We start from the raw sequence: 13,456 nt of genomic DNA on the forward strand, positions 1-13,456 counted from the left end.
CGCCTGAGGACGTGGGTGGGTAGATCTGTTGTCGCTGTATCGACAACAGATCTACCCACCGCCCCTGCACGCCCGAAGCCTGCCGAGCGCGTCCTCCCCACCTGGCCGCCGTCTTCCTTGACGCGTCGATCATGGAGTTGAGGTCGTCATTCCGTGGCGAAGTGCACCTTCTGTCGCTGCCACAACTCCATGATCGGCGGCGTCGGCGGGAGGCGGCGTCGGCGGGCAGGCGGCACCGGCGGCACCGGCGGGGTGGCGGGGGCGAGGCGGGGTGGTCACACGGGGGTGGTGACCGGGATGGTGCCGGTGTACGCGGACGCGGCCACCACGTTGAACGAGCGGATCCGGTAGTGGTAGGTGACGCCTCGGGCCAGGCCGGTGTTGGTGAAGCCGCGTCCGGTGACGGTGAAGGTCGCCAGTTCGCGGGTGAACGCGGCGTCCAGGGCACGTTCCACGGTGAAGCCGGCTCCCGCGCCGGTGGGGGTGCTCGCGGCCCAACCGAGTACGACGGTCGCGGTGTCCGGGTCGGGGGTGCTGATGGCGACGCTGACCGCGGTGGGTACGCCGGGCACCGGCGGGGTGATCACGGTGGCCACGGTGGACCAGGGCGAGGCGACACCCAGGTAGGTGGTGCGTACTCGGTAGTAGTAGGTGGTGTCGGGGGCGAGTGCGGTGTCCAGGTGGTGGTCGCCGACGCCGATGGCGGTGGTGCCGGGGCCGCTGGTGAAGGTGGGGTTGGTGGCCCGCTGCACGTCGATGCCGGTGGCGAAGGAGCGGTTGGCCCAGCGCAGCGCGGCCCGTAGCGGGGCGGCCGGTGGGATGGTGGCGGTCAGGCCGGTGGGGGCGGTGAGCTGCACCGCGGCCGGGACGCTGTTCGACCAGGCGGAGCAGCTCACGGTGTTCTCCGCGCGCAGACGGTAGTGATATGTGACGCCGGGCGTGATGGTGGCGTCGGTGTAGCGGGTGGCGGTGCCGGCCACGGTGATCTCGGTGAGGCCGCCGGCGAAGGTGGAGTCGGTGGCTCGGTGCAGCAGGTGGCTGGTGGCGGCGGGCAGGCTGCCGTTGCCGGTCCAGGTCAGGTTGATCGCCGGCAGGGCGGTGGCCGAGCCGGGGGCCGGGGTGGCGTTCAGGCCGGTGGGGGAGCGGGGCGCGACGCGGACCACCAGCGGACGGCTCATGCCCTGGTCGCGCAGGCCCGCCGCGGCACTGCCCCAGCGGTACTCCCAACCCAGGTTGACCAGGCGGTTGACCACCGAGGCGGGACGCCCGTCGAGCGGGCTGATCTCGGTGGAGCCGGTGGGTACACCGGCCGGTCGGGTCGGGTCGAGCAGCCGGATGCTGTCGCCGAGCTTGAACGGCAGCGGCGGGGCCTCGGGGCGGAGCGCGACCAGCACGTCCTCGCCCGGGTCGACCCGGACGACCTGCTTCCAGCCGAGTTCGCCGGGGTGTGGTGGCCGGATCCGACCGTCGCGGCCGACCCGGCTGACCACCTGCACGTCGAGGCCGTCGAAGCGGACCGGGTGGGTGTGTCGGCCGGTGCCGCGTACCCGCCAGAGCTGCGTGCCGTCACCGGGTGCGCCGATCGGGACGGCCGGGTCGCTGACGTGCAGGGTCTCGGTGGCCGGGTCGGCGGGGCCGAGCGGCAGGGTGGGCTCGTCGAGCGGGCCGGCGTGTGGGTGGCCGACGCCGAGGCGGCCGGTGGCGCGCCCGTGCTCGGGTTCGAAGACCTGCCGGACGGCCTTGACCGCCAGCGGCAGCGTCACCGGTGCGGTGCCGCTGGTCGGGGTGAACGTGACGGCGGCGGCGTGCACCGGGAACCGGGTCGGCGCGGAGACCGTGCCGAAGCCGGCGTCGTAGGCGGGTTGCGGCACGATCGGGGGACGTTGGCTGGCCGCGTACGCGCCGGGCAGCCGCTCGCGCAGCCGGTCCAGGTCGTACGGGGACGCGGGGGAGCCGGTCACCCGGAACTGCACCAGGGTGCGGGTGTTCGGGCCGTACCCGGGACGGGTCGGTGGCGCGCCGCCCTCGGCGGTGCGGTCGGGCCCGTCGGTGTGGTGGTCGTGTCTAGGATCGAACGCGGGCAGCGGTGCCGGGGCGTCGTTGTAGAGGATCAACGTGCTGCCCGGCGCGACGGCGGCGAAGTCCACCAGCACGTCGGCGCGTTCGCCGGGGGCCAGCAGCAGGGCGTGCCCGTCGACGTTGAGCACGGTCGCCTCGCGCCGGTCGTACCGGAATCCGATCGGGCGGTTCGGGATCACCACCGGCTCGGGCAGCAGGCCGCACTCGTTGCCGATCCGGATCAGTTCCGGTCCGGCGGCGGACGGGTCCGGTACGCCACCGGGGCGGCCGTCCGTCGGCCAGCCCGTCGGCCGGCCGGGTGCCCGGACCGCGTCGACCATCGGCACCTCCCCCGCGTCGGCGTCGGCCAGCCGGCCCTCCGGTGTCCACATCGGCTCGTCCGAGGCGGCCCGGTAGAGCTGGAGGTTCAGCCACCGGTCGGTGCAGGCGTTCAGGATCCGCCACCGGTAGACCTTCGGCTCCACCTCCAGGTACGGGTACGCGGCGCCGTTGACCAGCACCGTGTCCCCATACGCGGCGGGCACTGCGCTCGGGTGCGGCACGCCCGGCGCCTCCGGCGGCTCGTCCGGGTCGGTGACCGGGTCGTGGTGCGGGTTGGCCACGGTGGCGGCGGTGACCTCCGGCCCGGCCGACACGGCGGTACGCGACCACGGGCCGTAGTCCCAGCGACCGGTCGGGTTGACGCCCTCGGGGCGGTGGGGGTCCTGCCGGGGCTGATAGACGTGCGGGTGCCAGAGGCTGCCGCGTGTCCCCCAGCGGCTGCGGTCCCAGGTGGGGTCCTGGGTGGCGAGCTGCGCGTCGTCGGGCACGAAGGTCTTGTCCTCGAAGACCAGCGGGAGCTGTTCGCACGGCAGCACCCCGTCGTCGGCGAGCCGCTCCTGCGTCTCGTCGGTGAGCAGATAGAGCGCGACCTGTCCGGAGTAGACGGTCAGTCGGGACAGCCCGGCGGTGTTGTCGTGGAACCAGAGCAGCCGCCCGCTCTGCTCGTTCGGGATGTAGAGCGTGGTGGCGCCCTGCCCCGGGTGCGGCATGTCGGGAACGTGCGTCAGCCCGATCCCGGTCGGGTACGGGGTGATCTCCCCGGCCGGAGTGATCCACTGCCACGGGTTGCCGGCGCTGGCCCAACCGGTCGACGCGCCGCTCAGGTGCAGCACCGCCCGGTTCTGCGGGTACGGTGCCGGTCCGCCGAGCGGCCCGCTCCCGGCCCCCGGCACGGTCGGGTCCACCGGCAGGAAGAGGTCGCCGGCCGGCCCGGCGGGAAGCTGGTTGATGAACTTGATCCGTACGGGTCGGCCGCGTCGGGCCAGCACCACCGGCCCGAGGTGCCAGGGCTGGCGGGGCGGGGCCACCGTGTTGTGCCCGTCGACGTCGGTGCCGAGGTTCAGTTGCCGGTAGCCCCGCATCCGGGTCGCCGGCAGGTCGCTGTGCAGGCGTTGGGTGTACTCGGCAAGACCGATCTCGTAGTAGTCGCAGCCGGGGTAGCTGATGGTGTCCGGCACCGCGACCGGCAGGTGCGCGCCGAGCGGCGTACGCCCCAGCGGGCCGAGACCGGGCAGCGGGTCGACGAACTTGCGGATGCCGGTGCCGCCCACCACCGCGCCGTCGGAGTCGACCACCGGCAGCGGACTGTACGCGTGGTTCGGCACCGCTCCGAAGAGCCGGGGCGCCGCCGCCGGGTCCAGGCTGGCCGGTGCCGACGGTCGCTCGCCCGGCGCGCTCCGGGTCGGCGCGTGCGGTGCCGTCCGGCCGGGCGGTGACGCCTCCGCCGGGGGTGCGCTCCGGGCCGTGGCGGATCGCGTACTCCGTGGCGGGGCGGGCGGTGCCGGGGAAGCCGATGCGCCCTGCGGTGCCGGGACGGAGCCGGGGTCCGCGTGGTCCGGGTCGGTGCGGGCTTCGGGGACGGCCCCCGGGCTCGACTCGCCGTTGCGGGTGGCGCGATCCCGCCAGGTCGACCGGAATCTGCGGAACACGGCCATGGCTCTCCCCGGGGTCGGGGCGCGGCGGCCACCACCGCGATGTGGCAGGCTCGGCGCGCGACTTTGACGATCCGTGAGCGCTCAATCGCAGCATGCGACGACCGGGGGTCGGTTAGGAAGTACCCAATCGTCCCTATCTGCCGACCGCCCGGCGTGTCGACTGCGCCACTCCGACCCGGCCCGTCACCTGCGCAGACGTACGTGGAACTTGCGTCCGGAGCGGCGGAACTTCCACGCCGTCGGGAGTCAGGCGGCGGGCTGGCAGACCGGGCACCAGTAGGTGACCCGTTCGCCCAGCTCCTCCTTGCGGATCGCGGTGCCGCAGCGGCGGCAGGGCTGTGCCCGGCGGCCGTAGACGTAGCTGGTCTGGCCCCGCCGCAGCGAGCCGGTGCTGCTCTGCGTCCACCGCCCCCGGTTCGCGGCCAGCAACTCCTGGGCCAGCCGGACCAGGCCGTCGAGGTCGGGCACCTCGCGGACCGGGGTACGCGGATGCACGCCGCGCAGGAACAGCACCTCGCACTTGTAGAGGTTGCCGACCCCGGCCAGGTTGCGCTGGTCGAGCAGCGCGACACCGATCGCGGTGTCCGGGTGCGCGCCGATCCGGCGTACCGCCTCGGCCGGATCCCAGTCGGTGCCGAGCAGGTCGGGGCCGAGGTGCCCGACCAGTCGGTCCTCGTCGGCGGTGGGCACCAGTGTCACGTCGTGCAGGTGGTAGCCGACGGCCGTCGCGGCGGCGGCCCGCAGCACCACCCGGATCAGGTGCGCCGGCCGGGCCGTCCAGCGTTCCCCCGGGGCGTACGTCCGCCAGGTGCCGTCCATCCGCAGGTGCGAGTGCAGCGTCCAGTGTTCCTGGGTGGGGCCGGCGGGGGCGACCCTGGCCGTGGCGGGGGCGGCGCTGGTGGGCGCGGTCAGGCGGAGTAGCAGGTGCTTGCCTCGGCTGGCGCACTCGCGTACCGCCCAGTCGGTCAGGTCGGTGGTGGCCAGTCGGGGCACCCGGAAGTCGCTGCCGGTCAGCCGGGCGCCGGCCAGGGCGCGGTCGAGGACGCGGGCGGTGTTCCAGACGGTGTCACCTTCGGGCACCCCACCATCCTCCCTCACCCGAACCGAATTCGCATGTATCGCTATTTGTATGTCACTTCGGTTCGATCTCCTTATATGAGCATTATCGGGGAGATCTGAGGAGGAAAACGAATGAATCGCATTCGTCTATCGCGACCGGCGATCGCGCCGGCCGCTGTCCTGTCCGCTGTCCTGGCCGTCACCCTGGCGCCCCCCGCGCCCGCCTCGGCCGCCCGCGCCGACACGTGGAACGCCGCCCTGTCCACCGTCGACGCCGACGACGTCAACGTCCGACACACCCGGTCCGGGCTGCGGCTGACCGACGCGCGGCCACCCGGCGTGCCGGCCCGCCGCAGCGCCGTCGCCGAAGGGATGCTGGTGGCCGCGCCGCGTACCCTGAGCAGCCCGGCCACCCGGTTCCGGGCCGAGGTGACCGCCACCGCCCGGGCCGGTGCCACGGCGAGCGTCCAGGTGCGCGGCTGGCACGACACCGGCTGGACCGAATGGCGCGACGCCGTACCGGCGGCGGTGTTCGACCGGCCGATCGGGCGGGTGCAGACCCGGGTGGTGCTCACGGGTGGCCCGGCCGGCGCCACCGCCGAGGTCCGCGCCGTCCGGATCACCGCCGACACCGGCGGGGTGGCCGTCGCCGCCGCCACGCCCGGCCGCATCTACCGGGTCTACACCACCCGGATCGGCCTGGTCGGCGAGGTGACCGCCAACGGGCACACGGTCGCGCCCCGCGACCACTTCGTGGCGCTGCCGTCGCGGCGGAGCCTCTCCCCGCGCAACAGCGGCGACTACACCGTGCGGGTCTGCACCACCAACGGCAGCCGCTGCACGTACGCGCCGGTCTGGGACGTCGGACCGTGGAACACCCGGGACGACTACTGGAACCCCAGCGCCGTCCGGGAGAACTGGAAGGACCTGCCGCAGGGGCGTCCGCAGGCACAGGCCGCCTACCAGAACGGCTACCACGGCGGGCGGGACCAGTTCGGGCGTACGGTGCTGAACCCCGCCGGGATCGACCTCGCCGACGGCACCTTCTGGGACGGGCTGCAACTGACCACCAACACCTGGGTCGACGTGGCCTACCTGTGGACCGGCACCGGCAGCCGGGCGGTGATCGGTGACGGGCCGCTGAACATCCGCGCCGGAGCCGGCACCGGCTACGCCAGCCGGGGACTGGCCGCCCGCTACTCCCACGTGCCCGTCGAGTGTTACGTGACCGGGCAGACGGTGGCCGGGCCGTACCGCACCACCAACCGATGGAACCGTCTCGCCAGCGGGCAGTTCGTCAGCCACGCGTACGTCTCGGCGGTCTGGGGCCCCACGGTGCCGCGCTGCTGAACTCCGCGCGCGGAGCCGGGCCGGTGTCCTCCCACGCCGGCCCGGCCTGGGTTCAGGGCAGTTCGTCCGGCCGAGGAGCCCGGACCGCGTCCTGGTAGCGAGGGTGGCAGGCGCCGTAGACGGCGAAGTTCAGCCGGGCGTGCGACAGGCTCAGGTCCCCGTTCGGGCCGCCACGGACCACGTCCGCGTCGGCGTCGCCCTGACCGTCGTCGGTCCAGAAACAGACCGGACAGGTGCCGCCGCCGGTCCGGTACGCGCAGCAGGGGCAGGCGGCGGGAACCCAGCGATCGTTCACCGGAACAGCTTTCCACAGTAGACGTTACGGCCGTGTGGCGCGGGGCACCTCGTCGGCGGGGGCCGCCCACACCCGCAGCAGCGTACCCGGTACCACCCCGAGCAGGTCCACCGCGCGTCCACCGTTGACCGACAGCGCCACCAGTCCGGCAGAGTCGGCGTGCGCCACCAGCCCACCGACGGGCGCGTCACCGAACGTCCGCCCGTGCACCGCCACTCGCGCCGACTCGGTGTCCTGCGGGCGTACGTGCAACCGGCCCGGCAGCGGAGCGAGCAGGTGGGCCGACGCGGCCACCTGCACGTTGCCGAAATGGTCCACGCTCAGCACCTCGGCGACGAAACCGTCTGACGTCGACTCGACCACCGGCTCCGGCAGGCGTACCAGCGTTCCCGGATCGACCGCCGGACCGGCCTGCGCCATCGGCGCTCCCGTGGCCAGCCGGGCCGCCACCGGCGCGAACACGTCCCGGCCGTGGAACGTGGCGGAGACCCGCGCGGCCAGCCACGCCGGATCGGTCAGCTCCACGGCGGCACGCACCCCGCCCAGCGCGTCGGCCGCGTCGCACAACAGGCCGTTGTCCGGCCCCACCAGCAGGCCCCCGGGCGTGGCCAGCGCGACGCCCCGCCGGGCCGTCCCCACGCCGGGGTCGACCACCGCCAGGTGCACCCCGCCGCCAGGCAGGTACGGCACCGTCTGGGCGAGCACCGTCGCGCCCCGCCGGACGTCGCCCGGCGGCACCAGATGCGTCACGTCGATCACCCGCACCGTCGGGGCGAGCCGTGCGATCACCCCGTGGCAGGCCGCCACGAATCCGTCGGTCAGGCCGTAGTCGGTGGTGAACGAGACGACGCGGTCCACGCTGCTGGTCACGGCACCGCATCGTACGGTCCGGTGCGGGTGCCGGATAGGTGACAGGCCGCCTGACCGACCGGCCACTGCACAGCGCGCCGCCCGCCCGGCAGACTGCTCAAAGTGAGCCACCGGATCTTGCCAGCCCTCGTCCTCGTCGCGGTCACCGCCGCCCTCACCGCCTGCGGTGGTGGGGAGAAGGAACAGCCGTCCGCCGCCGACCCGACGAGCGCGCCGCCCACGGCCAGCGCGCCGGCCACCGCGCCGGCCCCGTCGGACGCCCCGTCGAGCGGGCCGTCCACCGCCGAGCCGACCGTCACCGGCAGCACCGAACGCCGTCCGCCCAGCCCGCCCCCGGTGGAACTGCCGCCTCGTAAGGCCGGTGAGCCCAGCGCGCGGGAGGTCGTCGCCGCGTTCCGGAGCGCCGGGCTCAAGGCGGGCAAGTCCAAGGACCGCTCCGTCGACTGTGGGCCGGACGGGCTCGGCCTGGGCTGCTCGGAGATCGTGGTCACCGACGGGGTGGCCGTCTACGTCTTCCCCGACGAGGTCAGCGCCACCGACATGGCCGAGGTGTGGGCCGGTGCCTCGTTCCGCTCCGGCACCGTCGTGCTCAACTACCTGGAGGCCAAGACGCCCCGCGCCGACCGCCCCGCCTACGAGAAGGCGCTGACCGAGCTCGACTGAGTCAGGCGCGGAGCCGCAGGCCGCGTGGAGTGGTGCGGAATCCGGCGGCGGTGAGGGCGTCCCGCAGTGGCGACGAGCGAACGGCCTCACCGTCGGCGCGTTCCACCGACATCGGGCCGAGCGCACCGGAGTGGACCGCGTCGGCCAGCGCCTTGCCGGCGGCGGTCAACGCGTCGGCGTCGTCGGTGAAGCTGAGGATCGTCCGGCCGCCACGCTCGACATAGAGCACCAGGTCACCGGAGACCACCACGACCAGGGCACCGGCCTTGCGCCCGGCGCGGTGCCCGGTGGGCGCCGGTGTCGACGCGTCACCGGAGTCCACCACCCGCTCCGGCCAGGGCAGCGCCGCGCCGTACGGGTTGGCCGGGTCGGTCGCGGCCAGCACCACCGCCGGGGCACCTCGGCTCGCCCGCCCGCCGTCGAGCGGCTCCGCCAGGGCCCGGATCCGGTCCACCGCGCCGGGCACCGCGAACTGCGCGGCGCCCAGCCCGTCGACGAAGTACCCCCGTCGGGCCGCGCCGCGCTCCTCCATCGCCGCCAGCACCGGATACACCGCGGCGAACCCGCCCGGCACCTGCTCGGCGACGACCGCGCCCCGGGTCACCACACCGTGCCGCTCCAGCAGCACGTCGGCCAGGGCGGCGGCCCGCCGGGTCGGGTCGGTGTCCCGCTCCGGCAGCCGGGACCAGCGCCCCGCCACTGTCGGCGGGCCACCCCGGGCCGGCAGGGCCACCCGCCCCGGCCGCCGGTAGCGGCCCCGCGCGGCGGTCGGTCGGGACCGGTGCGCGCCACCGCCGCCGAGCAGCGCCCGCAGCGGTGCCAGCGTGTCGTTGGTGAGATGACCGGACCAGACCAGTTCCCAGATCACCGCTGTCAGCGCGGCGTCGTCGGTGGACCCGACCCGGTCGGCCAGCGGGCGGAAGAACATCGCCTGTCCGTCACCGAGCGCGTCCAGCACCGCGTCGTGCAGGGGCGTACGCGCCAGCGTGTCGTCCGTCGGCGGCAGCAGCAGCGCGGCGGCGTCCGCGTACGCCAGGCCGACCCAGCCGTCACCGCCGGAGATCGCACCCGCGCCGGCCCACAGCACCTCGCCACTGGCGCACAGCTCGTCGAGGTGGGCGGGGGAGTAGTCGGCCACCCGGGCCGGCAGCACCAGGCGTTCCAGGGCCGAGGCGGGCACCGAGACGCCCTGCAACTGCTCCACGGCGGCGGCCACCGCCTCGACTCCCCGCGCCGACGAGCCGACCTGCTGCCAGCGGGGCAGGAAGGTGGCCAGCGCCCGGGGCGGCACCGGCTCGATCTCGCGGCGGAGCGCGGCGAGGGAACGGCGGCGCAACAGGCGCAGCACCTCGGCGTCGCACCACTGGGTGCCGACCGACTCCGGGGTGAACTCGCCGGAGACCACCCGGCCGAGGGCCCCCAGCCGACGTAACGCCTGCTCCACCACGAAGACGCCCAGCGCGAACCGGGCCGCGCAGGTGCTCGCCGCGAACGGCGCGTGCGTACGGGCGTAGCGAGCGACCAGGTCACCGAGCGGATCGGCGACCGGTTCGAGGTACGCCTCGGCGACGCCCACCGGCAGGGCCACGCCCAACGCGTCCCGGAGCCGGCCGGCGTCCTCCACCCCGACCCAGCGGTCCTGCCCGGCGATCCGGACCCGCAGTACCCGCCGGGCGGCGGCCAGCTCGGTCAGCCAGTCCACCGGTACTCCGCGTTCGGCCAGCTCGTCGTCGCTCAGGTCGCCGACCTGGCGCAGCAGCTCGACCACGTCCTCGGCGTCGCGGGGACGGCGCTGCGGGGTGAGCCAGCGCAACTGCCGTTCGGTCTCGGCGAGCACCTCGGCGTCGAGCAGCTCGCGCAGGTCGACCCGACCGAGCAGCTCGCCGAGCAGGGCCGAGTCCAGCGCCAGCGCCGCCGCCCGGCGCTCCGCCAGCGGCGAGTCGCCCTCGTAGAGGAAGGCGCCCACGTACCCGAAGAGCAGCGAGCGGGCGAACGGCGACGGGCGCGGGGTCTCCACCTCGACGAGCCGCACCCGGCGACCGGCCAGGTCCTGCATCACCTGGGTCAGCGCGGGCAGGTCGAAGACGTCCTGGAGGCATTCCCGGGCGGCCTCCAGGGTGACCGGGAAGTCGGCGTACTCGCGGGCGACGTCGAGCAGTTGGGCGGCGCGTTGCCGCTGCTGCCAGAGCGGCTGGCGGCGACGCGGGTCGCGGCGGGGCAGCAGCAGCGACCGCGCGGCGCACTCCCGGAACCGGGCCGCGAACAGCGCCGAGGTGCCGACCGACTCCTCCACGAGCTGAACGATCTCCTCGGGGTCGAAGGCCACCACGTCGGCGCCCGGCGGCGTGTCGGCGGTGTCCGGCAGGCGGACCACGATGCCGTCGTCGGCGGGCAGCACCTGGGCGTCCACGCCGTACCGCTCCGACAGCCGTCGCCCGACGGCCAGTGCCCACGGCGCGTTGACCCGCGCGCCGAGCACGCTGTGCACCGCCAGTCGCCAGTCGCCCAACTCGTCGCGGAACCGTTCGACCACCACCGTCCGGTCGTCGGGCAGGGCCCGGGTGGCGGCCTGCTGCTCTCGCAGGTATGCCATCAGGTTGCCGGCGGCCCAGTCGTCCAGGCCGGTGGCGCGCAGCGCGGCGGTCGCCTCCTCGTCGCCCTGGCGCAGCAGGCCACGTACCCGGGCGCCGATGGCCCGGCCCAGCTCGACCGGACGGCCCGGTTGGTCGCCCTTCCAGAACGGCATCTTCGCCGCCTGTCCGGGTGCGGGGGAGACCAGCACCCGGTCCGGCGTGATCTCCTCGATCCGCCAGGACGACGAACCGAGCAGGAAGACGTCGCCCACCCGGGACTCGTAGACCATCTCCTCGTCCAGCTCGCCGACCCGGGCGGCGCGTTCGGCGCCGGCCAGGAAGACGCCGAACAGACCCCGGTCGGGGATGGTGCCGCCGCTGGTCACCGCGAGCCGTTGGGCGCCGGGCCGGCCGGTCAGCAGGTCGGTGGCGCGATCCCAGACCAGGCGGGGACGCAGCTCGGCGAAGGCGGTCGTCGGGTACCGGCCGGAGAGCATGTCGAGCACGGCGTGCAGCGCGGAGTCGGGCAGCTCGGCGAAGGGCGCCGCCCGGCGGACCACCGTCGCCAGGTCGGCCACCGGCCACTCGTCCAGCGCGACCATCGCCACGATCTGCTGGGCGAGCACGTCGAGCGGGTTGCGCGGATGGTGCAGCTCCTCGATCGCGGCGTCGCCCATCCGTTCGGCGACCACGGCACAGGAGAGCAGGTCACCCCGGTGCTTGGGCAGCACCACGCCACGGGACACCGCGCCGACCTGGTGCCCGGCCCGGCCGACGCGTTGCAGGCCGGCGGCCACGCTGGGCGGCGCCTCGATCTGCACCACCAGGTCGACCGCGCCCATGTCGATGCCGAGTTCGAGGCTGGAGGTGGCGACCACGGCCGGAAGCTGACCGGCCTTGAGCGACTCCTCGATGTGCCGTCGCTCCTCGCGGGAGACGCTGCCGTGGTGCGCGCGGGCGATCACCGGTGGGACACCGGCCACCGCCCCGGCCTGGGCCATCATCTCCGCCGGTGTCCGCACCGGACGCCCGCCCGGCGGGATCGCCCCGTCCGTGGTCTCCTCGCTGCTCTCCTCGACGGCGAGCTCGTTGAGGCGGGCGCAGAGCCGCTCGGCGCTGCGCCGGGAGTTGGTGAAGACGATGGTCGAGCGGTGGGCCCGGATCAGCGAGTAGACGCGTTCCTCGACGGCGGGCCAGATCGACGCCGACCGGGGGCGGCCGAGGTCGTCCTCCGGCTGCTCCTGCTCGTCGAGGCGGGTCATGTCCTCCACCGGGACCTGGACGCTCACCTCGATCGTCTTGGCGCTGGCCGGGGCCACCACGTCGACCGGGCGGGCCCCGCCGAGGAAGCGGGCGCACTCGTCGACCGGTCGGACCGTGGCGGAGAGCCCGATCCGCTGCGCCGGGGTGGGCAGCAGCTCGTCGAGACGCTCCAGGGAGAGCGCGAGGTGGGCGCCGCGTTTGGTGCCGGCGACCGCGTGCACCTCGTCGACGATCACCGTCTCGACGCCCCGCAGTGCGTCCCGCGCGGCGGAGGTGAGCAGCAGGAACAGCGACTCCGGGGTGGTGATCAGGATGTCCGGGGGAGTCCGGGCGAAGGCCCGCCGCTCGTCGGCCGGGGTGTCGCCGGTCCGCATGCCGACGGTGATCTCCGGCGGAGGGAGCGCGAGCCGGGTGGCGGCCTGCCGGATGCCGGCCAGGGGGGCGCGCAGGTTCCGTTCGACGTCGACCGCGAGCGCCTTGAGCGGGCTGACGTAGAGCACCCGGCACCGGTGTCGGGGGTCGTCCGGGGCCGGCTCGCGGGCCAGCCGGTCGAGCGACCAGAGGAAGGCGGCGAGGGTCTTGCCGGACCCGGTCGGTGCCACCACCAGGGCGTGCCGCCCGGCCGCGACCGCCGTCCAGGCACCGGCCTGCGCCGCCGTGGGTGCGGCGAAGGCCGCCCCGAACCACTCCCGGGTCGCCGGACCGAAGCGGGAGAGCACCCCGGTCGACCTGCCGCTGGAATCCGCCACGACCCCATCCTGCCTCCGGAGACCGACATCCTCGGGGTACGCCGGCGGAGAGTATGTCTGTTTAAGGCGTTGCAGGCGTCATGACCGTAGAATCCGTTAAGTCTTACTTAACTGCTTGCTTGCGTACTGCAACATAAAGTAACTTCACTCGCGGTGTAGTGCACGGCGAGGAGGTCGGATGGACGTCGAGGAGCGGAGCCCAGCGTCCGGCACCGACGTCCTGATTCGCAAGGTCGACAGTCATGTCGCCACTCTGCGCGCCGGCCTGCACGGCCCCGATCTGGAGCTCGCCGAGCGTCTCGCCGGTTGCCTGCGAGAGCTGATCGCCTCGACGGCCCAGGCCAGCGCCGCCGACCGGGCGCGGGTGCGGGTCGCCGTGCACTATTTCGTGCTCCGCCGGGAGAGTCGAGGGCGGCTACTCTCCGTGCGCTCGCTCGCCGCCGCGCAGCGACTGGTCAACAAGGCGGCACGGCAACTCGGTCGGCCGGACCTGACGGTCGAGACCCGCGCCGGATAGGACGGAACCCCTCGCGTCGCCTGTGGCGCGGCCCGGCCGCGTCCGAGCGTCACCGAACTTCT

At 74.4% G+C, this 13,456-nt stretch carries 8 protein-coding genes; 3 read left to right on the plus strand and 5 right to left on the minus strand.

Annotated elements, in window-relative coordinates; translation table 11 throughout:
* Positions 1-275: 275 nt before the first annotated feature.
* Complete coding sequence (locus tag ACZ31C_RS17735) at positions 276-4,055, minus strand: hypothetical protein (RefSeq protein ID WP_465796187.1); 3,780 nt, start codon at positions 4,053-4,055, stop codon at positions 276-278.
* 246 nt (positions 4,056-4,301) lie between these two features.
* Positions 4,302-5,135: a zinc finger domain-containing protein gene (locus ACZ31C_RS17740; RefSeq protein ID WP_465796188.1), complete on the minus strand. Its 834-nt coding sequence runs from the start codon at positions 5,133-5,135 to the stop codon at positions 4,302-4,304.
* Between the two features lie 111 nt (positions 5,136-5,246).
* Between ACZ31C_RS17740 and ACZ31C_RS17745 the strand changes: the two genes are divergently transcribed.
* Positions 5,247-6,464 carry a hypothetical protein gene (locus tag ACZ31C_RS17745; protein ID WP_465796189.1) on the plus strand — a complete coding sequence of 406 codons (1,218 nt, stop codon included), beginning with the start codon at positions 5,247-5,249 and terminating at the stop codon, positions 6,462-6,464.
* A 52-nt stretch (positions 6,465-6,516) separates the two neighbouring features.
* On the opposite strand, the gene ACZ31C_RS17750 is transcribed toward ACZ31C_RS17745, so the two are convergent.
* Complete coding sequence (locus ACZ31C_RS17750; RefSeq protein WP_465796190.1) at positions 6,517-6,759, minus strand: CPCC family cysteine-rich protein; 243 nt, start codon at positions 6,757-6,759, stop codon at positions 6,517-6,519.
* Between the two features lie 24 nt (positions 6,760-6,783).
* Positions 6,784-7,617, minus strand: coding sequence for an SAM hydrolase/SAM-dependent halogenase family protein (locus ACZ31C_RS17755; RefSeq protein WP_465796251.1), 834 nt, complete (start codon positions 7,615-7,617; stop codon positions 6,784-6,786).
* A 114-nt stretch (positions 7,618-7,731) separates the two neighbouring features.
* Between ACZ31C_RS17755 and ACZ31C_RS17760 the strand changes: the two genes are divergently transcribed.
* Positions 7,732-8,292 (plus strand): hypothetical protein, encoded by a 561-nt coding sequence (locus ACZ31C_RS17760; RefSeq protein ID WP_465796191.1) that lies wholly within the window; start codon positions 7,732-7,734, stop codon positions 8,290-8,292.
* Position 8,293: 1 nt separating this feature from the next.
* Here the strand turns inward: ACZ31C_RS17760 and ACZ31C_RS17765 are convergent, their stop codons facing one another.
* Positions 8,294-12,877, minus strand: a complete 4,584-nt coding sequence (locus ACZ31C_RS17765; protein ID WP_465796192.1) for an ATP-dependent helicase — start codon at positions 12,875-12,877, stop codon at positions 8,294-8,296.
* A gap of 178 nt (positions 12,878-13,055) precedes the next feature.
* On the opposite strand from ACZ31C_RS17765, the gene ACZ31C_RS17770 reads away from it, so the two are divergent.
* Positions 13,056-13,394, plus strand: coding sequence for a hypothetical protein (locus ACZ31C_RS17770; RefSeq protein WP_465796193.1), 339 nt, complete (start codon positions 13,056-13,058; stop codon positions 13,392-13,394).
* The last annotated feature ends 62 nt before the right edge of the window (positions 13,395-13,456 follow it).

Source organism: Micromonospora sp. NPDC023869 (assembly GCF_055559695.1).